Here is a 22,792-nt window from a genome sequence, read left to right on the forward strand (position 1 = left end):
GTCAGTCAGTATATGGAGGCAGTCGGGCTTTCATCAAGCCTGTTGGTCAAGGCTATTGTGTGCCGCCGACCACCACCGGAAGGGAAGGGCCATGCTGCGGATTCGTCAGGCTGGGCTGTCCGATGCAGGTGTGCTGACTCAGTTGCGCTGTGCGTTCCTGGAAGAGGAACTCCATCAGGAACTGCCAGACGGTTTTGCCGACCAGTTGCGTGGCTGGATCGAGGAGGCGATGCCCGAGGGCCGCCTGCTGTCATGGTTGGCCGAACTCGACGGGCGCGTGGTCGGCTGCGTCGCGGTCCATCCCTATAGCCACCTGCCTTCGGCCTATTTTCGCCGCGGCGTGGGCTGGTACGTGCTCAACATGTACGTGAGGCCAGGCCACCGCAGACAGGGTTTGGCGAACGCATTGCTGGCCGCCGTTGGCGCGGCGGCGCGGGACCGGGAAATTGATTCGCTCAACCTGCATTCCACGGCGGAAGCGCATTGCATCTACGAACGCTTCGGTTTCGGCACCTCGGTGGACGCCATGAACATGACGCTGCACGAGGGCGTGGCGGGCCTGTCCGAAGGCGAGCCCGGCATCCGCTGGGGAAAATCAGGCTGAGCGATTGTGGGCGCGCATGGTGCGCTGCTTCTCGCGCTGCCAGTCGCGTTCTTTTTCGGTGTCGCGTTTGTCGTGCGCCTGCTTGCCCTTGGCCAGGCCGATTTCCACCTTCACCTTGTTGGCCTTCCAGTAGATAGCCATGGGAATGAGGGTGTAGCCCTTGCGTTCCACTGCGCCGATCAGCGTGTCGATTTCCTCGCGATGCAGCAGCAGCTTGCGTGTGCGGCGATCGTTGGCGATCACGTGCGTGGAGGCGCTGATCAGCGGCGGGATGGACGTGCCTACCAACTGGATTTCATTGGCGATCACCATGGCGTAGCTGTCGCCGAAGTTGATGCGGCCGGCACGCAGTGACTTCACTTCCCAGCCCTGCAGCTCGATGCCGGCCTCGAAGCGCTGGTCGATGTGGTACTCGTGGCGGGCGCGCTTGTTGAGCGCAATGGTGCCGCCTTGTTTGTCTTTGTCCTTGGGCTTGGCCATGTCCGTTAAACTTCGGGCGGTTGCCCTGACTTTTGATCCGGCCACGCGGGCATGGATCTGTGATTCCGATAAGAGGCTGAAGTGATCGAGATCCGCCGCAGCGCCTTGGTGCGATATTCCCCGGCCCAGATGTTTGACCTGGTCAATGAGGTCGAAGCATACCCAAAGCGTTTCTCCTGGTGTGCCAGCGCCGAGATCCTCGAGCGTGGGGAAGATGTGCTGGTGGCAAGGCTGGATCTCAAGTACGCGGGATTCCACCAGAGCTTCACCACCCGCAATACCACGGTCCGGCCGCAACGCCTGCACATGAGCCTGGTCGATGGTCCCTTCCGTAGCCTTGACGGGCTATGGGAGTTCATTGCGCTGGGCGACGCCGGTTGCAAGGTGTCCTTTGCACTCGACTTCGATTACGCAGGCAGGCTCGGCGGCACTGCGCTCAAGCTGGGTTTCCAGGGTCTGGCGGGACGCATGGTCGATGATTTCTGCCGCGAGGCGGAACGCACCTATGGCTGAGTCCATCACCGTCGAGGTGGTTTATGCCGGGCCCACGCAGCAGATCGTGCATCGGGTGACCTTGCCAGCGGGCAGCACGGTGATACAGGCGATCGAGGCATCAAACATCATCGCGGAGTTGCCGGACCTGATCATCGATCCTGCGCGCCTGGGCATCTTTTCGCGCAAGGCGTCGCCGGAGCAATTGCTGGAAGAGGGCGACCGAGTGGAAATCTACCGGCCGCTCACGCTCGACCCGAAGGAAGCACGCCGGCGTCGCGCCCACGAGGGCTGACGCAGGCGCGGCGCATCAGTGACCGTTGTCGCCGCCGTTATTGCCACCGCTGTTGCCGCCGTCCTTGCCGGACGTATCGTCGGTGCTCTTGTCACCCTTGGTTTCGTCGACCGGGTAGCTGGCGTGGTACTTCTTGGTGTCGTTGACCAGCTTCTGCGCGTCCTCGGCGAAGAAGTCGCCCTCGGTGCGCACCAGCACGTCATTGTTGAATGTCAGCGTGAGCGTGCGGATCTTGATGTCGCCGCCGCGGTGCTGCTGGGTGGAAACGTAATCCCACTGGTTCTGGTTGAACGGCGAGTTCACCGACGGCGAACCCATCAGCACCAGAACCTGGCGCTTGGTCATGCCCGGCTGCAACTGATCCACGGTCTTCTTGTCGAGCAGGTTGCCCTGCTGCACGTCGGGGGTGTAGATGAGACGGCAGCTAGCCAGCGACAGGGCCAGCAGGCCAAAACCCAGCGTGCGAATCAGCTTGTGCATGCGTGTTGCGTCCGGATCGTAAAGGTGTCGGATGATACACTAACGGCCCCGTGGCGCCGTGTGCGTGGAGCTTGCTATGGAACAGGAAACCAAAGAACTGCGCAAAGCCGGGCTGAAAGTCACTCACCCGCGCATGCGCATCCTGCAGATCTTCGAGGAGGAGGAGGCACACCACCTCACCGCCGAAGATGTCTACAAGAAGCTGCTCGCCCACCAGGAAGACATCGGCTTGGCGACGGTCTACCGGGTGCTGACCCAGTTCGAGGCCGCCGGCATCGTCGTCAAGCACAATTTCGAGGGTGGCCAGGCCGTCTACGAGCTGGACCGCGGCAAGCATCATGACCACATGATCGATGTGGACAGTGGAAAGGTCATCGAGTTCATCAGCGAGGAGATCGAGCGTCTCCAGCATGAAATCGCGGCCCGGCATGGTTACGTCATCGAGGACCACAGTCTGGTGCTGTACGTCCGCCCGAAGCATCGCCACAAGTAGTCGAACCGGGCTGGGCTCGCAGGAGGCCGATCGCGGCGACGCGGTCGGCTTTTTTGTGGGGCCGGGCCAGCATTTGCCCATAAAAAAAGCCGCGGGAGGACTCCTGTCCGCCCTGCGGCTTGATCCGTCATCGGATGGCTCCAAGGAAGGCGAGTTGCTCGCGCAGCCTGGGTTGTGCCACCGAATCCGGCGGAACGGCATCCTGCCGCTCTTCTTGCCCACCGTCCCCACGGTTGGCAAGGCTCACCATCTTGCGATGGTGGCTCCCCCACATCGATGGAACGAGACTAACGAAGCCTTCACACGTCCGGTATTGGAAAATTTCCTATGTAACCGTCCTAAGTGCGAGCCACGTCACCGGTTTGCGTGCTGCTGCGCAACAAAATGCGCAGGTGAACGCCCTGGGATTCAGGCCTGACGCGGAAAAGGCCGCCCAACGCCGTGACGCGATCGCGCATGCCCTGCATGCCACGGCCGCCGCGGGGCATCCGTGCCGGCAGGCCGATGCCGTTGTCGCGGATGTCCAGCAGGGCCAGCGCCACGCCTTGCCGCTCGCCGATGCGCAGCCTGAGCTGGAAAACGTCGGCGTGGGCGTGCTTGACGGCATTGGTGGCGCTCTCCTGCACCAGGCGATAGATCACCGTGCGGGTGTCGTCGTCCAGCAGGCGCGGGTCGCCGCGCAGTTCCGTGCGGTAGACCACGCCGGCGGCGCTGAGCAGGTCGCGGATCGGCCCCTCGTCCAGCGCACGCAGCAAACCGAACTCGTCGAGCACGGCGGGGCGCAGGTCGTCCAGCATGCGGTGCAGGGCGCGCCTCATGTGGCCCAGGATCGCGTTGATCGATACCCCGATGTCATCCATGCCGCCTTGCGCGAGGCGGGATTGGGCGAGCTTGAGGTGAGTCTGGATGGCGGTAAGGTTCTGGCCGAGCTCGTCGTGCAGTTCCGCTGCCATGTGGCGCCGCTGGTTTTCCTCGGTCTGCAGGTTGCCGCGCGCGGCGTCGCGCAACTGGCGGGCCAGATGGTCCAGGCGCCGGTTGACGGCGGCCAGGTACACGTTCTGTTCGGCCACGCGCTCGCTGCTGCGGCGCAGGGCGTCGGTGGCCGAGCCCAGCATCAGCGCGCCCGTGCCCGCCACCGCCAGGAACAGCTCGCCCGCGGCGCCGGGAATGCCGTGGCCGGAGACATGGTCCACCAGGGTCATGCCCAGGCTGGAGATCAACATCGACAGGCTGGCGCCGCGCCAGCCATGCCGGAAGGCGAAGAACAGCACCGGCGCCAGCGACAGCACGCGAGCGAACTGCGGCTGCGGCGCGGCGTGGGAGGAAAGCACCATCAAAATCGCCAGCGAAGGCAGCAGCACCAGCAGGCCGTCCATCATCAGCCGGCCTAGCGCCCGTTTGGTCAGCCGGGCACGCAACAGCATGATCAACAGGGGCACCACCAGCAGCACGCCTACATAGTTGCCCAGCAGATCCTGGCCCAGCGCCTGCACCATCAGGTCGGAGGACGGGCTGTTGTGCACCAGTGCCAGCAGCACGGCATCGGTGGCGGTGGTGGCGGCTACGGTGAAGGCGGCCGACAGCAACAGGCGGGCGACGTCTTCCGGATCGCGCAGGCTGGGATGCAGGTTGGCGCGGCGCATCAACCAGAGGCAGACCGTCACCACGATGGGTTCGGGCAGTTCGCCGAAGAAAAAGCCGATCCAGCCCATCGGCAGCCCGTGCACCAGGGCGATCAGGCCAGTGGCAGCGAACTCAGCGCCCAGCAGCCAGGGCCACATCCGCAGCGGCGCGAGCAGCAGCGCGCCGAAGCGCAGCCCATAAGGCAGCATCCAGTACGGCTGCTCGGTGGGCCACAGCAACAGCCAGAGCAGGAAGTAGCCAATGCTCAGCAGCAGGCTGGTACCAGGAAGCACGGAAGATTTCGATCGCATGCGGTCGATGTTACCTGTCAGTGTCGGGGGGTATAGGCGGCCATCCTTCCGGCTGCTATACATGCCATCCATGTACAGCATTGTCCTGGTCGATGACCACGCCATCGTACGCGAGGGGTTCAAGCGGCTGATCGAACTGGAGCCGGATCTGGAGGTGGTTGCGGAGTGCCGCAGCGCCGACGATGCGGTGGAAGCGGTTGGACAGCGCCGACCCGACCTCGTGGCCCTCGATCTCTCGCTGCCCGACGGCAGCGGGCTGCCGCTCATCGAGCATTTGCGCAGCGTCGCGCCCGACACGCGCATCGTGGTGCTGAGCATGCACGACGGCGAACCCTACGTTTCCGAAGCGTTGCGCCGCGGCGCCAGCGGTTACGTGACCAAGGGCGTGGCACCGGAGGAACTGGTGGCCGGCCTGCGCGCGGTGATGTTGGGCGACTGCTTCCTCAGTTCAGACCTGCGCAAGCGCCGCGCCGAGCGTCCCAACGAATCGCGTGACCCGATCCATCGCCTGACCGCCCGCGAACGCGAGGTGTTCCTGTTGCTGGCGGCAGGACGTGCGCCCAAGCAGGTGGCGGGTGAACTCGGCATCGGGCAAAAGACGGTCTACATCCACCGAGCGAGCCTGATGGGCAAGTTGGGCGCGGGTTCGGAATTGGATCTGTACCGCATGGCGACCGAGCGTGGGCTGTTGCCGCGGAAGAACTGATCGCTGCGGGTGTCGACGAATCACAGCTATTTCTCTGGGCTCGTGCGCTGGCGACGTTCAATTTCCCCCATCTCATCGTCATTCCGGCCTTCGGCGGAATGACGATGAGGACGTTCGACGGAATGAGGCTAGGAAGCGTTTCAGACTAAGCGAGGCGCCGCCTCAGACCTGCGCCCGCTCCAGCATCTGCTTCGCATGCGCCTTGGTTTCGCGCGTGATCTCCACGCCGCCGAGCATGCGCGCCAGCTCATCCCGACGCCCATTGGCATCCAGCTTCTCGATGCGCGTGCGCGTAGATTCGCCATCACTGGCCTTGCTTACCCGCAGATGCGCGTGGCCTTGCGCAGCCACCTGCGGCAGATGCGTAACGCACAGAACTTGGCGTTCGCCGCCGAGCGCGCGCAGCTTCTGACCCACGACCTCCGCCACGGCGCCGCCGATGCCGGTATCGACTTCGTCGAACACCATCGTGCCGATGGTGTCCTTGCCCAGCGTGGCGACCTCGATGGCCAGGCTGATGCGCGCGAGTTCACCGCCCGAGGCCACCTTGCGCAGTGCGCGCGGTGGCTGGCCGGGATTGGCGCTTACCAGCAATTCGCAACGTTCTCGACCCTGCGCGTCGGGATCGCCTTCGCCGGTCGCTTCCAGTTCGATCGAGAGCCGTCCGCCGCTCATGCCAAGCTCGGCCATCAATACGCTCACTTCCTCGCCCAGCCGCGTGGCCGCGTCCTGGCGTGACTGGCTGAGTTCAGCGGCGTGTTGCTCGTAGCGCTGCTGCAGCTGCTGGCGCTGGCGGGCGAGCTTGTCCAGCGCATCGCCGGCGCCTTCCAGCTCGGCCAGTTCGTCGCGCACGGTAGAGGCTTTGTCATGCAATTCCGCCGTCGCTACGCGGTGTCGGCGCGAAAGCTCGTGCAGCCGGGTCAAATGCGTGTCGACATCAGAGAAGCGATCGGGGTCGAGTTCCACGTCGAGCGCGTAGCGACCCAGGCCATCCGCTGCTTCGCTGAGCTGGATCGAGGCGTTGTCGAGCAGCTCCAGCATCGGGGCGAGCTTGTCGTCCAGCGCGGCCAGCTTGGTCATCTCCAACTGAGCGCGGCCAAGCGCACGTCGCAAGGCGAATTCACTGTCGCCATCGAGCAGTTCAACCACGCCGCCGGCACCTTCGGCTAGCCGGCCAGCATTGGCCAGGCGCTTGTGGCTGGCCTCCAGTTCGGTCAGTTCGGCGGCGGGCAGGGCCCACTTCTCCAGTTCGTCCAGTTCGTGGCGCAGCAGTTCGATGCGCTGTTCGCGGTCATCGCCGCCGCTGAGCTTGCGGATGCGCTGGCCCAGCTCGCGCCATTGCGTGGCCAGTTCGCGTACCTGTGCCACCAGCGTTTCATTGCCGGCGTAGGCGTCGAGCAGTTCCAGCTGATGGGCGCGCGACAGCAGCGCCTGGTGCTCATGCTGGCCGTGGATTTCGACCAGTAGCGTGGCCAGTTCGCCAAGCTGGCTGGCATTGGCGGGACGGCCGTTGATCCAGGCGCGCGAGCTGCCCTCGGCGCGGATTACGCGGCGCAGCTGGCAGCTGTCCTCCTCGTCCAGCTCCTCGCGGCGCAACCATGCGCGCGCTTCGGGAAGGTCGGAGAGGTCGAATTCGGCGGTGAGTTCGGCCCGATCGCTGCCGGCACGCACCATGCCGCTGTCGGCGCGGGCGCCGGCCAGCAGCATCAGCGCGTCCACCAGCAGGGACTTGCCCGCGCCGGTTTCGCCGCTGACCACGGTAAGTCCCGGGCCGAAGGCGATCTCGGCTTCTTCGACGACGGCAAAATGACGAACGTAGAGCGAGGTGAGCATGGGCGAGGGCGTGGTGAAGTCGGGGGATTGTAAGCGGCAGGGGATGGGGGACGGGTAGTGGGAGCGCACGCATTGGTGTCGAAACGCGTGTCGACATTCGATTTTGGCGCCCCCGCAACCCGACCCCCATCCCCGTTTCTTGCAAACTTTCCCGCAAGACCTTATTTCTTTGCTGTCTCACGGATTGCTACAGCATGCCCGCCGCCAACCTCGATGCCCGCGCACGCCGCCTGTTGCGCACGCTGATCGCCCAGTACCTCGCCGATGGCGAGCCCGTGGGTTCGCGCACGCTGTCGCGCTCCTCGGGGCTGGATGTCAGTCCGGCCACCATCCGCAACATCATGGCCGACCTGGAAGAGGCTGGGCTGGTTGCCTCGCCGCATACCTCGGCGGGTCGCGTGCCCACGCCACGCGGGCTGCGCCTGTTCGTGGACAGCCTGATCGAGCTGCAACCGTTGCGGATCGACGAGATGGCCCGTCTGCGCCGCGAGCTGCCGCCCGGATCGACCACCACCCGCGACCTGCTGGGCAATGTCTCCACCCTGCTGTCGGCGATGACCCGCTTTGCCGGCGTGGTCACGGTGCCGCGCCAGGCTGACTTCCCGCTGCGGCACATCGACTTCGTGCCACTGCCCGACGCCCGCGTGCTGGTGATCCTGGTGTTCTCCGACAACCAGGTGCAAAACCGCATCGTGCAACTGGCCAAGCCGCTGGACGGGCGCGAGCTGGAGCAGGCCGCCAACTACTTGAACAGCCAGTTTGCGGGCCTGCGCCTGGACGACATCCGCGCCCACCTGCTGCGCGAACTGCGGGAGACCAGCGGCGAGCTCAACCGCCTGATGTCCAGCGCGGTCGAACTGGCGGCGGCCTCGTTCGCGCCCCAGGGCGAGAGCGACGATGTGCTGGTCAGTGGCCAGACCAACCTGATGGGATATTCGGAGCTGGCCAACCTGGAGCGCCTGCGGGAGCTGTTCGAGGCGTTCCAGAAGAAAAACGAGCTGCTGCAGCTGATGGAGGTCTGTGCCAAGGCCCCTGGCGTGCGGCTGTTCATTGGCGAGGAATCGGGGTTTGCGGCGCTGGACGGCTGCAGCGTGGTGACCGCCAGCTATGGCGCCCAGGGCCGCGTATTGGGCGCGGTTGGGGTCATCGGGCCGACCCGCATGGCCTATGAACGGGTGATCCCGGTGGTTCAGGCCACGGCCGGATTACTCAGCGACGCCTTGAATCGCGTCGCGACGACCCTATAACCCGCCCGGGAGGCGGGGTTTTACCCGCAGGTAATTGACGGCTGGCGCCTGGGGCACCGGCCACGGATAAGGCTTGGAGTCATTCATGCAGAACAACGATCCAACGGCGTCGAACGACGCACAGGGCAGCGGCGGGCAGGGCGAAGCCCTCAACGCCGAACTGGAGGCGCTGAAGGCGCGCATCGCGGAGCTGGAAGCCGGCAATGTGGAGCTGCGCGACACCGTGCTGCGCGAGAAGGCCGAGATCGAGAACCAGCGCCGCCGCCTGCATCGCGACGTGGAGCAGGCTCGCCGCTTTGCCAACGAGAAGCTGTTGAACGAGCTGCTGCCGGTCTACGACGGCCTGGAGCGCGGCCTGCAGGTGGAAAGCAGCGACGTTGCGAGCATGCGCGAAGGCATCTCCCTGACGCTCAAGTCGCTGCTGAAGGTTGCCGAGAACAACGGCCTGGTGCAGGTCGATCCCGTCGGCCTGCCGCTCGATCCCGAGAGGCACCACGCGGTAAGCATGGTGGAAGCACCGGGCGCCGCGCCCAATACGGTGGTCAGCGTGCTGCAGAAAGGCTATGTGCTCAACGATCGGCTGTTGCGTCCGGCCCTGGTGGCGGTCGCGAAGGAATGACACCACTGTCGGCGGTTTGGACGCCTGAACAGCGTCTCCGTCCGGCATCGGTGGCAAAAGCATCGGAGTGCTCGCCGGCATTGAGTTGAGAGGCCGCGAGCCCCATCTGACATACCAGTTGCGGCCGAGGGGTCGCTTAAGAATTTAGGGAGTAGACAACATGGGTAAAATCATCGGTATCGACCTGGGCACGACCAACTCGTGCGTTGCCGTGATGGACGGCACCACCGCCAAGGTCATCGAGAATTCGGAAGGCGATCGCACCACGCCGTCGATCGTCGCTTTCACCAAGGACAACGAAGTCCTCGTGGGCGCGCCGGCCAAGCGCCAGAGCGTGACCAACCCCAAGAACACCTTCTACGCGGTGAAGCGCCTCATCGGCCGCAAGTTCACCGACGCGGAAGTGCAGAAAGACCTGCACATCGTGCCCTACGGCATCGTGGCCCATGAAAACGGCGACGCCTGGGTGCAGACGGCCGACGGCAAGAAGATGGCTCCGCAGGAGATCTCGGCCAAGGTCCTCATGAAGATGAAGAAGACCGCCGAGGACTATCTCGGCGAGCCGGTGACCGAAGCGGTGATCACCGTGCCGGCGTACTTCAACGACAGCCAGCGCCAGGCCACCAAGGACGCCGGCCGCATCGCCGGCCTGGACGTCAAGCGCATCATCAACGAGCCGACCGCGGCTGCGCTGGCCTATGGCCTGGACAAGAAGGGCGGTGACCGCAAGATTGCCGTATACGACCTCGGCGGCGGCACCTTCGACGTGTCGATCATCGAGATCGCCGAAGTCGACGGCGAGAAGCAGTTCGAAGTGCTGGCCACCAACGGCGACACCTTCCTCGGTGGCGAAGACTTCGACATGCGCGTCATCGACTACCTCGTCGAGGAATTCAAGAAAGACCAGGGCATGGACCTGCGCAAGGATCCGCTGGCGCTGCAGCGTCTGAAGGACGCCGCCGAGCGCGCGAAGATCGAGCTGTCCTCCAGCCACCAGACCGAAGTGAACCTGCCGTACATCACGGCCGATGCGTCGGGCCCCAAGCACCTCAACATCAAGCTGACCCGCGCCAAGCTCGAAGCGCTGGTGGAAGACCTGGTCAAGCGCACCATCGAGCCGTGCCGCACCGCGTTGAATGACGCCGGCCTGCGCGTATCCGACATTAACGAGGTGATCCTCGTCGGTGGCCAGACCCGCATGCCCAAGGTGCAGGAGTCGGTGAAGGACTTCTTCGGCAAGGAGCCGCGCAAGGACGTCAACCCGGACGAGGCCGTCGCTGTCGGCGCCGCGATCCAGGGCGGCGTGCTGGGCGGTTCGGTCAAGGACGTGCTGCTGCTCGACGTCACCCCGCTGTCGCTCGGCATCGAGACGATGGGCGGCGTGATGACCAAGCTGATCGAAAAGAACACCACCGTGCCGACCAAGGCCTCGCAGGTGTTCTCCACTGCCGACGACAACCAGAGCGCGGTTACCGTGCATGTGCTGCAGGGTGAGCGCGAGCGAGCCAGCGCCAACAAGTCGCTGGGCAAGTTCGACCTGCAGGGCATCGAGCCGGCACCGCGCGGCATGCCGCAGATCGAGGTGACCTTCGACATCGACGCCAACGGCATCCTGCATGTGTCGGCCAAGGACAAGAAGAGCGGCAAGGAACAGAAGATCGAGATCAAGGCCGGCTCGGGCCTGTCCGAGGAAGAGATCAACCGCATGGTGGCCGACGCCGAGGCCAACAAGGAAGAAGACAAGAAGTTCCACGAGCTCGTCGGTGCCCGCAACAAGGCGGACCAGCTGGTGCACGCCACCCGCAGCGCGCTCAAGGAGCACGGCGGCAAGGTGCCGGCCGACCAGCTGAGCACAATCGAAGGCGCGCTCTCCGACCTGGAGAAGGTGAAGGACGGCGACGACAAGGCGGCCATCGAATCGAAGGTCGAGAAGCTCGAGCAGGTCGCCCAGGCGCTGTATGCCGCGGCGCAGGGCGGCGCCCAGGCCGATGCCGGTGCACACGCCGGCGCGCAGCAGGGTGGTGGTTCGGCGGCCCACGACGACGTGGTCGATGCCGAGTTCACTGAAGTCAAGGACGACAAGAAGTAACATAGACCGGTCGGCGCTGCCGATCTGACGCAGCCCGCGCCCGGGATTGAATGCCTTGGCGCGGGCTGTTTGCTGATAAGTACATGGATCGGACGATTCATGTAGCAAGAGAGCGATCCATGTCGGATGCAACGATGAGCAAGCGTGATTACTACGAAGTCCTGGGTGTTGAACGCACCGTCACCGAGGTAGAGCTGAAGAAATCCTTCCGCCGCCTGGCGATGAAGTACCACCCGGACCGTTGCCCGGACGATCCGCACGCCCAAGAGAAATTCAAGGAGGCCAAGGAGGCCTACGAAGTGCTGTCGGACGCGCAAAAGCGCGCGATGTACGACCAGCACGGCCATGCTGCGTTCGAGCAAGGCATGGGCGGTCGCGGTGGCGCCGGTTTCGGCGACATGGGCGACATCTTCGGTGACATCTTTGGCGACATCTTTGGCGGTGGCGGCCGCGGCCGCGCACGTCGCGGTTCCGATCTCCGCTACATCATGGATCTCGATCTCGAAGAGGCCGTATTCGGCGTCGAGAAGCAGATCGAGATTCCCACGCAGGTGAATTGCCATCATTGCGCCGGTACCGGCTCCGATGACGGCAAGACGGTTACCTGCAAGACCTGCGCAGGCCATGGCCGCGTGCGCATGCAGAACGGCATTTTCTCCATCCAGCAGGCGTGCCCGCATTGCGGTGGCAGCGGCAAGAGCATTGAGAAGCCGTGCAAGCAATGCGACGGTGAAGGCCTGCTGCAGGAAACCCGTGCGTTGTCGGTGAACATTCCGGCAGGTGTGGACAACGGCGACCGCATCCGGCTCACCGGCCAGGGCGAAGCGGGCCCCGGTGGCGCCGAGGCGGGCGATCTCTACGTGGAAGTGCGCGTGCGCGAGCATTCGATCTTCCAGCGCGACGGCAACGACCTGCATTGCGAACTGCCGATCCGCTTCTCGCAGGCGGCGCTTGGCGCCGAGCTGCAGGTGCCGACGCTGGAAGGCGAGGTGCCGATCAACATCCCGCCGGAGACCCAGACCGGCCAGTTGTTCCGCTTGCGCGGCCGCGGCGTGAAGTCGGTGCGCAGCAGCCGTACCGGCGACCTGATCTGCCGCGTCGTGGTGGAGACGCCGGTGCGTCTCACCAAGCAGCAACGCGAACTGTTCGAGCAACTGGAAGCTACCTTCAGCGAAGGCGAGCCCAACCAGCACACGCCGCGCGCCAAGACCTGGGTCGATGGCGTCAAGCAGTTCTGGTCGCGCGTGACGTCCTGATCAACGCTTGCGCCTTGGCTTCGGGCAAGGCGCGAACATCGCAGTCAACAAGCGTCTTCACCTATATCTGGCCGTTGCCAACATGGCTGTGCGGGCCGGCATGCACGCGGCCTTCGTGAAGTCCTGCGAAAGGCTGGCGAGGAAGCCGAAACGCCGGTGTACGCGGCGCGTGGCTGCCGGTAGGATCGGCAGCTTCTGTCCGTCTTAGATCCGCGAGGACCTTGCATGAGCCATCCCGTTCGCCTCGCTGTCAACGGCGCTACCGGTCGCATGGGGCAGGCCCTGCTCGCGCTGGTACAAAAGGATGCGCGCTTCACCTTGGCCGCAGCGATCACCTCGCCGGGCTCGTCGCTGCGCGACAAACCCGTCTACGCCGATGGCAGTGCCGTGCGTTACACGCATGGCTGGCCGGGCGCGGATACGCTGGATGTCGTGGTGGATTTCAGCGGCCCGGCCGGCCTGGCCGAGGCTCTGACGTACTGCGAATCCTATGGCGTTGCGCTGGTGACCGGCACCACGGGTCTGGATCCCACCTTCGATCGTCGCCTCACGGCTTCCGCGCAGCGCGTTCCCCTGCTGCGCGCGGCCAACTTCAGCCTCGGCGTCGCCGTGCTCACGCGCTTGCTGCGTGAAGCCGCGGCATCGCTGCCAGACTGGGACCTGGATATCGTCGAGGCCCATCACAACCGCAAGGAAGACGCTCCCTCGGGCACGGCGCTGGCGCTGGGTGACGCCGCTGCGCAGGCGCGCGGCACCACGCTGCGCGAGAGCGCCGTCTATGCACGCGAAGGGCGCACCGGACCGCGAACGCTTGGCACGATCGGTTTTGCCGTGGTGCGCGGCGGCGACATCGTCGGCGAACACGAAGCCTTGCTGATGGGGCAGGGCGAGCGCATCGAACTGGTGCACCGTGCAACCGATCGCTCGATCTTCGCGCGAGGTGCACTGGAGGCCGCGCACTGGCTCAGTGGCCGCGCCGCTGGCGAGTACAACCTGGACGCGATGCTTGCTGACCGCTCTTCGCGCTGAGCGATATCGACGACGCGATGAAAGGCCGCGCTGCGAAGATGCTTCGCATCGCATGCATTGAAGGCAAGCCATGACCCAGCCGCTCGAAGACCCTGTCCTGTACGGCCGTCGTCGGCGTCCGGATGGACCGGCGCCGGTGGACATCCTGTCGGTGCAGTCGCAGCTCGTGTATGGCCATGCGGGTAACAGCGCCGCTGTGCCGGTGCTGCGGCAGTTGGGCCTTCGCGTCGCCGAAGTGCCCACCACGCTGCTGAGCAACACGCCCTTCTACCCGACGATGCGCGGCAGGGTATTGCCGGTGGAATGGTTTGCCGACCTGTTGCAGGGTGTGCGCGAGCGAGAACTGCATCGGCGCGCCCGCGTTTTGCTGTCGGGTTATCTGGGAAGCGTGGACAACGGCCAGGCCTTTGCCGACTGGATCGAGCAGGTGTTGCCCGAGGCACCACAGCTGCGCTTCTGCCTCGATCCGGTGATCGGTGACACGCACACCGGTCCGTATGTGGAGCCGGGTCTTGAAGCTGTCTTTCGCGAGCGCCTGCTGCCGCGCGCGTGGCTGGTGAGCCCCAACGCCTTCGAACTCGAACGCCTCAGCGGTCTACCCGTGGCCATCGAACAGGAGGGACTTCATGCAGCGCGCGCGTTGCTTGAACGCGGCCCGCACTGGGTGGTGACGCACAGCGTGCGCGGTGCGCTGGGCGAACTGGTGACGCTGGCGGTGAGTCGCGACGAGGCATGGAAGGTAAGCTCGCCGGAACTGCCGATCGATTCGGCCGGCACCGGCGACGTGCTCACTGCGTTGATCGTGGCCGACCTGTTGGCCGGCGAGTCCATGCCCCGAGCTCTGGAGCGCGCCGTGGCCGGTGTACACGCGGCGCTCGAAAGCACGCTGGCCAGTCAGCACGAAGAATTGGACGTCACGGTCGCCGCGCCCGCATCGCGTCAGCCCGGCCCGCCACGCTACGCGGCGCAGCGCGCCTGAAGTCGCTGGAGTGTTCGCTTGCCCGAGTCCGGAGCGGCCGGTACCATGACGCCCGTTGTCATTGGGGAGTAGCCATCCTCACCCCCTGCAAGCCGCCGTGGTTTGCGACACCGAGGAATCCGCGTCAACAGACTTGAAGCTCCGGCTTCATGGTGCGGATGGCCATCGATACTTTCGGTATCGGCAGCCCGGCGAGACCTTTGGCCACGACGCGCTCACCCGGCCGGGCGAGCCCGCGTCGTTGCGCCAATGGTGTTCCGCTCGCCCGGCTTTGGAAAAAATCATGCTTACAGCATTGTCGTTCCTGCTCTCCGCCGGTGCGATCTATGTCGCCTGCGAATACTTCGTCAACGGCGTGGAGTGGTTCGGACAGAAGCTGAGCCTCGGCGCGACCGTCACCGGTACGGTGCTGGCCGCGTTTGGTACGGCCTTGCCCGAAAGCGCGGTGACCTTTGTAGCCGTGGTGCTGGGGAAGACGCCAGAACAAAAAGACATCGGTGTGGGCGCGGCCCTGGGCGGTCCGCTGGTGCTGGCCACCATCGCCTATGCCTTTGTCGGCGTGGCGCTGTGGATGAATCGCCGGCGCCTGCAGCGCACCGACAACCTGGTGCGCGTCGTCCACGGGCGGCTGGCGCGTGACCAGGCCTGGTTCCTTGCCATCTTCGTCGTGAAGTGCTCGCTGGGCCTCATCGCCTTTGCGTTCAAGCCCTGGCTTGGCGTGCTGTTCCTGGCGGCTTATGCGTTGTACGTGTGGCGCGAATTGAAGAGCGACGACACCGCGCCCGACGAAGAAATCCTGGAGCCGCTGAAGCTGCAGCCGAAGTCGGCCAATCCGTCCTTGTGGTGGGTGTCCGCGCAGACCGTACTGGCGCTGCTGGTGATCGCCATTGCCTCGCACACCTTCGTCAAGCAGATCGAGGCCATCGGCGTGGCGCTGCAGCTGTCGCCACATCTGGTCGCGCTGGTGTTGAGCCCCGTGGCGACGGAGTTGCCGGAAACGATGAATGCGCTGATCTGGGTTCGCCAGGGCAAGGAGCGCCTTGCCCTGGCCAATATCTCCGGCGCGATGATGATCCAGGCAACCATTCCCAGTTCGCTGGCGCTATTCGCCACGCCATGGCTATTCGACGCGCCGCTGATGGTCGCGGGCGTGCTGACTGGCGTGGCTATCGTCTATCTGTGGTGGCTGTTCCGCCGTGGGCGAGTGGATGCACGCTGGCTGCTGCCGGTGGGACTCTTGTATGGCGTTTTCGCGGCCTACATTGCCTGGCACTTCGGAACCGCGGTGTGAACTCAGAGGTGGGTCGCCCGGGCCACCCACCACACGAATGCTGCGACTAACGCAAGGGCTGACCCCATGCCCAGCAGAAGACCCGCGCTCGTATGCCATCGGCCGCGGTACATCAGTACGAGCGCAGCCATGATGAGTGCCTGTTCGGGCAGCAGCATCAGGATCGGGATCAGGCCGTACACGTAGAGGTGTAGGAAGCTGAGCGCCACGAAGATCAAAACATGGCCGATAACAAACACCGCCCATGCGATGCCCAAGCCGCCGCCGAAGCTTCCCTTCGGCTTTGGCGTGGAAGGTTGCATGGCGGCGGTTGGCGTGCCCGACGTCGAGATGTCACTCATGGCGTCCTTGCCTCGCGGTTGGGGATCAGGCGTCGCTTAGCTGGGCAAGTTCCAGCTTGGCCGCCTTGAGCCAGGGCTGCTCCTTGCGGCGGTAATAACCGGGCATCAGTTGGGCGCGTCGGATCTGCGACTGCAGCACTTCGCGCGCTTCGGCGGCACGCTGGCTGCGCGCGAGCAGGCGGCCGTAGCGATAGCGTCCTTCCTCCCCGGGGTAGCTGTCGGCCAGCACTCGGTATTCGTCGAGCGCCGCATCCGTTTCGCCGAGTTCCTCCAGGCAGCGCGCATAAAGCAGGTGGCCGTCGCTGGAACGGTGGTTCGGGTTGGCCTTGATCAGCGCGTCCAGCGTCTGGCGTGCGCCGGCATAGTCTTCCTGGCCTGCCTGGGCCTGGGCGAGACCGAGCATGAAATCCGGTTCGGTGGCGTACATGCCTGAAAGCAGGCCTTGGTAAAGCTCCTGGGCGTTGCCGTGGTCGCCCAGGCGCAGGCTTTCTTCCGCCAGGCGGCGGCGGTTATCGACCGTGTCGCTGATTTCCAACTGGCGCTGGAGTTCGCGGCGCCGACGCTCTGGGTCGATCGCATGCAAGGCCTTGGTCGCTGCCTTCCGCCCGCGCGGGTCATGCCGCAGGTCCGGAATCACGGCAACCAGCACATAGACACCGACGGCGAGATAGGAGCCGATCAGGATCAGCCAGATCCAGTACAAGGGCCGGCCGCTGCGCACCACATGGATGGCGCAGGCGATCTGCAGGGCAATGGACAACAGCAAGACGAAAGGCATGCCTTTTTCCCTGGATGCGGTGCGAGGTGCCGAAGTGATGTCAGCGCGAAGTGCGGATCAGTCTTTGTGGGCGGCGCTGCGGTCGCGACCGGCGCCCAGCTTGCGGTCGAGCGAGCCGAAGATTTTCTTGAACACGCGGGAGAACTTGCCACGCTTGGTCTTGCGCAGCTTTTCCTCTTCGCTGGTGAGCCAGGCCACCTGGATCACGCGGCGCTCGCCCTCGTAGGGCAGGTGGCCGTGGAAGGAATTCTCGCAGCGCTTGAACACTGCGAACTCGCCGTAGAGCGGCTTGAGTTCCGGCGCCACCATGTTGTCGATGCTGTCGATGCTGCCAAGGAAGCGCAGGCAGCCGTCGCTGGTATCCGGCCAGAGGTTGTTGAGATAGAGCAGGGCCGTGGCGACCTTCGACTTGCTGTCGGTATGGATGGTGCCGTGGCGCTTGTTCAAGGACCGGCACAGCGTGATGAGCGTCGGATACTGGCCCAGATCGGGAATGCCCAGGCGCGTACCGATCGCGCTGGCGAATTCGGGCGAACTGAGGCGCTGCACCAGCGCGTTGATCGACGGGCCGCAATCGCTGGCGTCGTAAGGGAAGAAGCCGGCGCTGGTGTAACGCGGAAAATCACGCTCCAGGTCGGCCCTGGCCTCATCCGGCAGCTGTCCGTGCGCAACCAGGAAGGGAAACGGTTCCAGCCGTATGTCCGTATCCGGTCGGTCGAGGCGGGCGGGATCAAGCAGCGCGGCTGTGTTCATACGGTCCGTCAAAGGGCTGGGCGTACTTAGTGTAGCGCCCGTGCGGGCCGGCGGTTGGCCTTTTTCCCGTCTCATGTTCAGCTGTTTTGGTGGACACCAAGGGCCCTTGCGCCTATCATTTCTACCCGCCCTGAAACATTCCTCGACCAAGGTCCACGAGCTGCTATGCAGCGGCTTGCGGACTTTGCTGCACCTAAAGGCGGCCCTCCCATGCCTATTTCTGCTCTGCTTGCCCTCGAAGACGGCAGCGTGTTCCACGGCCACGCCGTGGGCGCGACTGGTGAAACCGTCGGCGAGGTGGTTTTCAACACCGCCATGACCGGCTACCAGGAGATCCTCACCGATCCCTCGTACAGCCGACAGCTCGTTACCCTGACGTATCCCCATATCGGCAACACCGGCGTCAATGTCGAGGACGCGGAGTCCGATACGGTGCACGCCGCCGGCCTGATCGTGCGCGACGTGCCGCGTCGTCCCAGCAACTGGCGCAGCACCGAGAGCCTGCCCGATTACCTCAAGCGCCACGGGATCGTGGCCATCGCCGGCATCGACACGCGTCGCCTCACCCGCATCCTGCGCGACAAGGGCGCACTCTCCGGCTGCCTCGTTGCCGGCGAAACGGTGGATGCCGAAGCCGCACTGGCCAAGGCGCGCGCTTTTCCGGGCCTCAATGGCATGGACCTGGCCAAGGTGGTCAGCGTCGGCGAGTCGTACCAGTGGAACGAGGGCATCTACGACCTCGACGGCACCGCATTCAATCAGCCGTCCAAACGCTTCAAGGTCGTGGCCTATGACTACGGCGTGAAGCACAACATCCTGCGCCTGCTGGCCGAGCAGGGGTGCGACATCACCGTGGTGCCCGCGCAGACGCCGGCCGCCGACGTGCTGGCGATGAAGCCCGACGGTGTGTTCCTTTCCAATGGTCCCGGCGATCCGGCGGCCTGCGATTACGCGGTGGAAGCCACGCGCCAGTTCCTGGAGGCGAAGATCCCGCTGTTCGGCATCTGCCTGGGCCACCAGATCATGGGCCTTGCCGTCGGTGCCAAGACGCTGAAGATGAAGTTCGGTCACCACGGCGCGAACCACCCTGTGAAAGATCTCGACGACGGCCGCGTGCTGATCACCTCGCAGAACCACGGCTTTGCCGTCGACCCGGCCACGCTGCCGGCGAACACCCGCGTCACCCACTCCTCGCTGTTCGATGGTTCGCTGCAGGGCTTCGCGCTCACCGACCGACCGGCGTTCTGCTTCCAGGGCCACCCGGAAGCGAGCCCTGGTCCGCACGACATCGGCTACCTATTTGATCGTTTTGCCGCCCTGATGCAGGAGGCCCGCACGCATGGCTAAGCGCACCGATATCAAGAGCATCCTCATCATCGGTGCCGGCCCGATCGTCATCGGCCAGGCCTGTGAGTTCGACTACTCCGGCGCGCAGGCCTGCAAGGCGCTGAAGGAAGAGGGTTACCGGGTCATCCTGGTCAACTCCAACCCCGCCACGATCATGACCGACCCGGAGACGGCCGACGCCGTCTACATCGAGCCGATCAACTGGCAGACGGTGGAGCGCATCATCGCGAAGGAGCGCCCCGATGCGGTGCTGCCGACGATGGGCGGCCAGACCGGCCTCAACTGCGCGCTCGACCTGGCCGACAACGGCGTGCTGGAGAAGTACAACGTCGAGCTGATCGGCGCCTCGCGCGAAGCCATCCGCATGGCCGAAGACCGCGAACTGTTCCGCGTGGCCATGGCCGAGATCGGCCTGGAATGCCCGAAGGCCGAAGTCGTTCGCACTTTCGAGCAGGCGTTGGTGACGCAGGCGAAAGTGGGTTTTCCGACCATTATCCGCCCGAGCTTCACGCTCGGCGGCTCGGGCGGCGGCATCGCCTACAACAAGGAAGAATTCGAAGAGATCGTCAAGCGCGGCCTTGATCTTTCGCCGGTGGGCGAAGTGCTGGTCGAGGAATCCGTGCTCGGCTGGAAGGAATTCGAAATGGAAGTGGTCCGCGACAAGGCGGACAACTGCATCATCGTCTGCTCCATCGAAAACCTCGATCCGATGGGCGTGCACACCGGCGACTCGATCACCGTCGCGCCGGCGCAGACGCTTACCGACAAGGAATACCAGCGCCTGCGCGATGCTTCCATCGCGGTGCTGCGCAAGATCGGCGTGGATACGGGCGGCTCCAACGTGCAGTTCGGCATCAACGCCGAAAACGGCCGCGTCGTCGTTATCGAGATGAACCCGCGCGTGTCGCGCTCCTCGGCGCTGGCCTCCAAGGCCACCGGCTTCCCGATCGCCAAGATCGCTGCGAAACTGGCCGTGGGCTACACGCTCGATGAGCTGAAGAATGACATCACCGGCGGCCTGACCCCGGCGTCGTTCGAGCCGACCATCGACTACGTGGTCACCAAGATTCCGCGTTTCGCGTTCGAGAAGTTCCCTTCCGCCGATGCCCGCCTCACCACCCAGATGAAGTCGGTGGGCGAAGTGATGGCGATGGGCCGCACTTTCCACGAATCGTTGCAGAAAGCGCTGCGTGGGCTGGAAATCGGCAAGACGGGCCTCAACCCGACCGGCCTGGATCTCACCACGGACGAAGGCGTCAACGCGCTCAAGCGCGAGCTGCGTGAGCCGCGCCCGGATCGCGTGTTCCATCTGGCCGATGCCTTCCGTGCCGGCCTGACGCTGGAAGACGTTTACGGCCTCAGCCGCGTCGACCCATGGTTCCTCGCAGCGTTCGAAGACATCGTGCTGACCGAGAAGGAAGTGCAGGCTCAGGGCGTGACCGCGCTCGACGCGCCGCGCATGCGCGAACTCAAGCGAATGGGCTTCTCCGACGCGCGCCTGGCCGAACTGCTGGACACCAACGAAGCCGCCATGCGCCACTTGCGTCGCACGCTGGGCGTGCGCCCGGTGTACAAGCGCGTGGATTCCTGCGCCGCCGAGTTCGCCACCACCACGGCCTACATGTACTCGACCTATGAGGAAGAGTGCGAAGCCAACCCGACCGATCGCGACAAGATCATCGTGCTCGGCGGTGGCCCGAACCGCATCGGCCAGGGCATCGAGTTCGACTACTGTTGCGTGCACGCGGCGCTCGCGCTGCGCGAAGATGGTTTCGAAACCATCATGGTCAACTGCAACCCGGAAACCGTGTCGACCGATTACGACACGTCCGACCGCCTGTACTTCGAGCCGCTGACGCTGGAAGACGTGCTGGAGATCATCGATCTCGAAAAGCCCAAGGGCGTGATCGTGCAGTACGGCGGCCAGACGCCGCTCAAGCTCGCACGCGCGCTTGAAGCTGCGGGCGCGCCGGTAATCGGCACTTCGCCGGACTCGATCGATCTCGCCGAAGACCGCGAGCGTTTCCAGCAGATGATCGAGAAGATCGGCCTGAAGCAGCCGCCGAATCGCACAGCGCGTACGCCCGAAGAGGCTTTGGCATCGGCGCGCGAGATCGGCTATCCGCTGGTGGTGCGTCCGAGTTACGTGCTCGGTGGCCGCGCGATGGAAATCGTCTACGGCGATGCCGACCTCTCGCGCTACATCCGCGAAGCGGTGCAGGTGTCCAACGATTCGCCGGTGCTGCTGGACCGCTTCCTTGACCACGCGGTCGAGGTGGACGTGGACATCATCGCCGACGCCGAAGGCAACGTGCTGGTCGGCGGCATCATGGAGCACATCGAGGAAGCCGGCGTGCATTCGGGCGATTCGTCCTGCTCGCTGCCGCCGTACTCGCTGACCCAGGAAGTGCAGGACGAGATGCGCCGCCAGGTCACCTTGATGGCCAAGGAGCTGAAGGTCATCGGCCTGATGAACACCCAGTTCGCCATCCAGGGCGATACGGTGTTCATCCTCGAAGTGAACCCGCGCGCCTCGCGTACCGTGCCGTTCGTGTCCAAGGCCACCGGCGTGCCGCTGGCCAAGATCGCCGCGCGAGCCATGGCCGGCCGTTCGCTGGTTGCCCAGGGCACCACGCGTGAAGTGATTCCCGAGTACTACTCGGTGAAGGAAGCGATCTTCCCGTTCCTGAAGTTCCAGAACGTCGATCCCATCCTCGGCCCCGAGATGCGCTCCACCGGCGAGGTGATGGGCGTGGGCCGCAACTTCGGTGCCGCGTTCGCACGCGGCCACGATGCTGCCGGCATCAAGACGCCGCCGAAGGGCAAGGTGTTCGTATCGGTGCGTGATGCCGACAAGGATCGCCTGCTGCCGGTGGCGCGCGAAGTACTGGAGCGCGGCTTCAGCCTGGTCGCCACCGAAGGTACGGCCAAGTACCTGGCTGAGCACGGCGTGGCCTGCGAGCGCATCAACAAGGTGATCGAGGGCCGTCCGCACATCGTCGACCTGATCAAGAACGGCGAAATCGTCTATATCGTCAACACGACCGAGGGCAAGCAGGCGATCGCCGACTCGTTCTCGATCCGGCGCGAGGCCCTGCAGCAGCGCGTCACGTACTCCACCACGGTGGCAGGCGCCCGTGCGCTGGTGCATTCGCTGGATTATCACGGCGACGGCTCGGTGCACAGCCTGCAGGAACTGCATAAGGAACTGAAAGCATGAGTCGAGCGCCTATTACCAAGGCAGGCTCGGAGCGTCTTCGCAGTGAGCTGGAAAAGCTGAAGTCCTTTGATCGGCCGCATATCATCGCGGCCATCGCTGAGGCGCGCGCGCATGGCGATCTGAAAGAGAACGCGGAGTACCACGCGGCACGCGAGCAACAGAGCTTCATCGAAGGTCGCATCGGCGCTTTGGAAGCGTTGCTGTCCACGGCGGAGGTCATCGACGTCAGCCGCCTTGCCGCTGGTTCGCGAGTCGTGTTCGGCGCGACGGTGGATCTGGAAGACGAGGACAGCGGCGAAGCGGTGACCTATCAGATCGTCGGCGATCTGGAAGCGGACATCAAACAGCGCCTGATCGCTGTGTCATCGCCGATCGCTCGCGCCTTGATCGGCAAGAGCGAAGGCGACAGCTTCGAATTCACCGCACCCAATGGCGTGAAGAGCTACGCGATTGTGGGCGTGCGCTACGCCTGATCGCACGGAAGAAAAATGTGGGAGCGCACCCTGTGGGCGACACGGGCTAGCCC

General features: G+C 64.7%; 22 protein-coding genes and 1 riboswitch. Of the genes, 15 read left to right on the forward strand and 7 right to left on the reverse strand.

Going from position 1 to position 22,792, the window contains the following annotated elements:
• Positions 1-91 precede the first annotated feature (91 nt).
• Complete coding sequence (locus VFG49_RS18655) at positions 92-604, forward strand: GNAT family N-acetyltransferase (protein WP_324863393.1); 513 nt, start codon at positions 92-94, stop codon at positions 602-604.
• Here the strand turns inward: VFG49_RS18655 and smpB are convergent.
• The gene (gene smpB / locus VFG49_RS18660) at positions 596-1,084 is read right to left on the reverse strand and encodes an SsrA-binding protein SmpB (RefSeq protein ID WP_324863395.1); all 489 of its coding nucleotides are present in this window, start codon (positions 1,082-1,084) and stop codon (positions 596-598) included. The two genes, VFG49_RS18655 and smpB, sit on opposite strands and share 9 nt — an antisense overlap.
• Positions 1,085-1,165: 81 nt before the next feature.
• On the opposite strand from smpB, the gene VFG49_RS18665 reads away from it, so the two are divergent.
• Together VFG49_RS18665 and VFG49_RS18670 are read left to right on the forward strand one after the other, a co-directional pair.
• Entirely contained in the window at positions 1,166-1,597 is a 432-nt protein-coding gene (locus tag VFG49_RS18665; RefSeq protein WP_324863397.1) for a type II toxin-antitoxin system RatA family toxin, read from the forward strand.
• Positions 1,590-1,871 carry an RnfH family protein gene (locus VFG49_RS18670; protein WP_324863399.1) on the forward strand — a complete coding sequence of 94 codons (282 nt, stop codon included), beginning with the start codon at positions 1,590-1,592 and terminating at the stop codon, positions 1,869-1,871. Before VFG49_RS18665 ends, VFG49_RS18670 begins: the two co-directional genes overlap by 8 nt.
• Positions 1,872-1,886: 15 nt before the next feature.
• Here the strand turns inward: VFG49_RS18670 and VFG49_RS18675 are convergent, their stop codons facing one another.
• Entirely contained in the window at positions 1,887-2,351 is a 465-nt protein-coding gene (locus VFG49_RS18675; protein WP_324863401.1) for an outer membrane protein assembly factor BamE, read from the reverse strand.
• Between the two features lie 76 nt (positions 2,352-2,427).
• Between VFG49_RS18675 and fur the strand changes: the two genes are divergently transcribed.
• Positions 2,428-2,844: a ferric iron uptake transcriptional regulator gene (gene fur / locus VFG49_RS18680; protein WP_324863403.1), complete on the forward strand. Its 417-nt coding sequence runs from the start codon at positions 2,428-2,430 to the stop codon at positions 2,842-2,844.
• Between the two features lie 338 nt (positions 2,845-3,182).
• Here fur and VFG49_RS18685 read toward each other — a convergent pair whose 3' ends face one another.
• Positions 3,183-4,778: an MASE1 domain-containing sensor histidine kinase gene (locus tag VFG49_RS18685; RefSeq protein ID WP_324863405.1), complete on the reverse strand. Its 1,596-nt coding sequence runs from the start codon at positions 4,776-4,778 to the stop codon at positions 3,183-3,185.
• A 70-nt stretch (positions 4,779-4,848) separates the two neighbouring features.
• On the opposite strand from VFG49_RS18685, the gene VFG49_RS18690 reads away from it, so the two are divergent.
• Positions 4,849-5,484 (forward strand): response regulator transcription factor, encoded by a 636-nt coding sequence (locus tag VFG49_RS18690; protein WP_324863407.1) that lies wholly within the window; start codon positions 4,849-4,851, stop codon positions 5,482-5,484.
• Positions 5,485-5,646: 162 nt separating this feature from the next.
• On the opposite strand, the gene recN is transcribed toward VFG49_RS18690, so the two are convergent.
• On the reverse strand, positions 5,647-7,317 hold the full coding sequence (gene recN, locus VFG49_RS18695) for a DNA repair protein RecN (RefSeq protein WP_324863409.1): 1,671 nt from the start codon (positions 7,315-7,317) through the stop codon (positions 5,647-5,649).
• Between the two features lie 194 nt (positions 7,318-7,511).
• Here recN and hrcA point away from each other — a divergent pair, with 194 nt between their 5' ends.
• From hrcA to VFG49_RS18730, 7 genes are all read left to right on the forward strand, one after another.
• Positions 7,512-8,564, forward strand: a complete 1,053-nt coding sequence (gene hrcA / locus VFG49_RS18700) for a heat-inducible transcriptional repressor HrcA (RefSeq protein WP_324863411.1) — start codon at positions 7,512-7,514, stop codon at positions 8,562-8,564.
• A gap of 85 nt (positions 8,565-8,649) precedes the next feature.
• Positions 8,650-9,183, forward strand: a complete 534-nt coding sequence (gene grpE / locus VFG49_RS18705; RefSeq protein ID WP_324863413.1) for a nucleotide exchange factor GrpE — start codon at positions 8,650-8,652, stop codon at positions 9,181-9,183.
• 160 nt (positions 9,184-9,343) lie between these two features.
• Positions 9,344-11,272 carry a molecular chaperone DnaK gene (gene dnaK, locus VFG49_RS18710; protein ID WP_324863415.1) on the forward strand — a complete coding sequence of 643 codons (1,929 nt, stop codon included), beginning with the start codon at positions 9,344-9,346 and terminating at the stop codon, positions 11,270-11,272.
• 134 nt (positions 11,273-11,406) lie between these two features.
• Positions 11,407-12,528 (forward strand): molecular chaperone DnaJ, encoded by a 1,122-nt coding sequence (dnaJ, locus tag VFG49_RS18715; protein WP_324863417.1) that lies wholly within the window; start codon positions 11,407-11,409, stop codon positions 12,526-12,528.
• 225 nt (positions 12,529-12,753) lie between these two features.
• Positions 12,754-13,557 carry a 4-hydroxy-tetrahydrodipicolinate reductase gene (gene dapB, locus VFG49_RS18720; protein ID WP_324863419.1) on the forward strand — a complete coding sequence of 268 codons (804 nt, stop codon included), beginning with the start codon at positions 12,754-12,756 and terminating at the stop codon, positions 13,555-13,557.
• Between the two features lie 70 nt (positions 13,558-13,627).
• Entirely contained in the window at positions 13,628-14,536 is a 909-nt protein-coding gene (pdxY, locus tag VFG49_RS18725) for a pyridoxal kinase (protein ID WP_324863421.1), read from the forward strand.
• A 51-nt stretch (positions 14,537-14,587) separates the two neighbouring features.
• A riboswitch (yybP-ykoY riboswitch) is annotated at positions 14,588-14,742 on the forward strand.
• A gap of 77 nt (positions 14,743-14,819) precedes the next feature.
• Positions 14,820-15,827: a sodium:calcium antiporter gene (locus VFG49_RS18730; RefSeq protein WP_324863423.1), complete on the forward strand. Its 1,008-nt coding sequence runs from the start codon at positions 14,820-14,822 to the stop codon at positions 15,825-15,827.
• Positions 15,828-15,829: 2 nt separating this feature from the next.
• Here VFG49_RS18730 and VFG49_RS18735 read toward each other — a convergent pair whose 3' ends face one another.
• Genes VFG49_RS18735 through VFG49_RS18745 form a run of 3 tightly spaced genes read right to left on the reverse strand, consistent with a single transcriptional unit; the run spans position 15,830 to position 17,699 of the window.
• A complete protein-coding gene (locus VFG49_RS18735) occupies positions 15,830-16,168 on the reverse strand; it encodes a hypothetical protein (protein ID WP_324863425.1) in 339 nt (112 codons plus the stop codon).
• A 25-nt stretch (positions 16,169-16,193) separates the two neighbouring features.
• Positions 16,194-16,946, reverse strand: a complete 753-nt coding sequence (locus tag VFG49_RS18740) for a tetratricopeptide repeat protein (RefSeq protein WP_324863427.1) — start codon at positions 16,944-16,946, stop codon at positions 16,194-16,196.
• Positions 16,947-17,003: 57 nt separating this feature from the next.
• Positions 17,004-17,699, reverse strand: coding sequence for a 2OG-Fe(II) oxygenase (locus tag VFG49_RS18745; RefSeq protein ID WP_324863429.1), 696 nt, complete (start codon positions 17,697-17,699; stop codon positions 17,004-17,006).
• Between the two features lie 210 nt (positions 17,700-17,909).
• On the opposite strand from VFG49_RS18745, the gene carA reads away from it, so the two are divergent.
• The 3 genes from carA to greA are packed head-to-tail and all read left to right on the forward strand — an operon-like array spanning position 17,910 to position 22,739.
• Positions 17,910-19,046, forward strand: coding sequence for a glutamine-hydrolyzing carbamoyl-phosphate synthase small subunit (gene carA, locus VFG49_RS18750; protein WP_324863431.1), 1,137 nt, complete (start codon positions 17,910-17,912; stop codon positions 19,044-19,046).
• Entirely contained in the window at positions 19,039-22,266 is a 3,228-nt protein-coding gene (carB, locus tag VFG49_RS18755; protein WP_324863433.1) for a carbamoyl-phosphate synthase large subunit, read from the forward strand. Before carA ends, carB begins: the two co-directional genes overlap by 8 nt.
• The gene (gene greA, locus VFG49_RS18760) at positions 22,263-22,739 is read left to right on the forward strand and encodes a transcription elongation factor GreA (RefSeq protein ID WP_324863435.1); all 477 of its coding nucleotides are present in this window, start codon (positions 22,263-22,265) and stop codon (positions 22,737-22,739) included. Before carB ends, greA begins: the two co-directional genes overlap by 4 nt.
• Positions 22,740-22,792: the final 53 nt, after the last annotated feature.

The sequence above is a fragment of the Dyella sp. genome, from assembly GCF_035685885.1.
Taxonomy (GTDB): Bacteria; Pseudomonadota; Gammaproteobacteria; order Xanthomonadales; family Rhodanobacteraceae; genus Dyella.

Coding starts and splice junctions, on each gene's coding strand:
- VFG49_RS18655 (WP_324863393.1), top strand. CDS start 92: ATGCTGCGGATTCGTCAGGCTGGGCTGTCCGATGCAGGTGTGCTGACT.
- smpB (WP_324863395.1), bottom strand. CDS start 1,084: ATGGCCAAGCCCAAGGACAAAGACAAACAAGGCGGCACCATTGCGCTC.
- VFG49_RS18670 (WP_324863399.1), top strand. CDS start 1,590: ATGGCTGAGTCCATCACCGTCGAGGTGGTTTATGCCGGGCCCACGCAG.
- VFG49_RS18675 (WP_324863401.1), bottom strand. CDS start 2,351: ATGCACAAGCTGATTCGCACGCTGGGTTTTGGCCTGCTGGCCCTGTCG.
- fur (WP_324863403.1), top strand. CDS start 2,428: ATGGAACAGGAAACCAAAGAACTGCGCAAAGCCGGGCTGAAAGTCACT.
- VFG49_RS18685 (WP_324863405.1), bottom strand. CDS start 4,778: ATGCGATCGAAATCTTCCGTGCTTCCTGGTACCAGCCTGCTGCTGAGC.
- VFG49_RS18690 (WP_324863407.1), top strand. CDS start 4,849: ATGTACAGCATTGTCCTGGTCGATGACCACGCCATCGTACGCGAGGGG.
- recN (WP_324863409.1), bottom strand. CDS start 7,317: ATGCTCACCTCGCTCTACGTTCGTCATTTTGCCGTCGTCGAAGAAGCC.
- hrcA (WP_324863411.1), top strand. CDS start 7,512: ATGCCCGCCGCCAACCTCGATGCCCGCGCACGCCGCCTGTTGCGCACG.
- grpE (WP_324863413.1), top strand. CDS start 8,650: ATGCAGAACAACGATCCAACGGCGTCGAACGACGCACAGGGCAGCGGC.
- dnaK (WP_324863415.1), top strand. CDS start 9,344: ATGGGTAAAATCATCGGTATCGACCTGGGCACGACCAACTCGTGCGTT.
- dnaJ (WP_324863417.1), top strand. CDS start 11,407: ATGAGCAAGCGTGATTACTACGAAGTCCTGGGTGTTGAACGCACCGTC.
- dapB (WP_324863419.1), top strand. CDS start 12,754: ATGAGCCATCCCGTTCGCCTCGCTGTCAACGGCGCTACCGGTCGCATG.
- pdxY (WP_324863421.1), top strand. CDS start 13,628: ATGACCCAGCCGCTCGAAGACCCTGTCCTGTACGGCCGTCGTCGGCGT.
- VFG49_RS18730 (WP_324863423.1), top strand. CDS start 14,820: ATGCTTACAGCATTGTCGTTCCTGCTCTCCGCCGGTGCGATCTATGTC.
- VFG49_RS18735 (WP_324863425.1), bottom strand. CDS start 16,168: ATGAGTGACATCTCGACGTCGGGCACGCCAACCGCCGCCATGCAACCT.
- VFG49_RS18740 (WP_324863427.1), bottom strand. CDS start 16,946: ATGCCTTTCGTCTTGCTGTTGTCCATTGCCCTGCAGATCGCCTGCGCC.
- VFG49_RS18745 (WP_324863429.1), bottom strand. CDS start 17,699: ATGAACACAGCCGCGCTGCTTGATCCCGCCCGCCTCGACCGACCGGAT.
- carA (WP_324863431.1), top strand. CDS start 17,910: ATGCCTATTTCTGCTCTGCTTGCCCTCGAAGACGGCAGCGTGTTCCAC.
- carB (WP_324863433.1), top strand. CDS start 19,039: ATGGCTAAGCGCACCGATATCAAGAGCATCCTCATCATCGGTGCCGGC.
- greA (WP_324863435.1), top strand. CDS start 22,263: ATGAGTCGAGCGCCTATTACCAAGGCAGGCTCGGAGCGTCTTCGCAGT.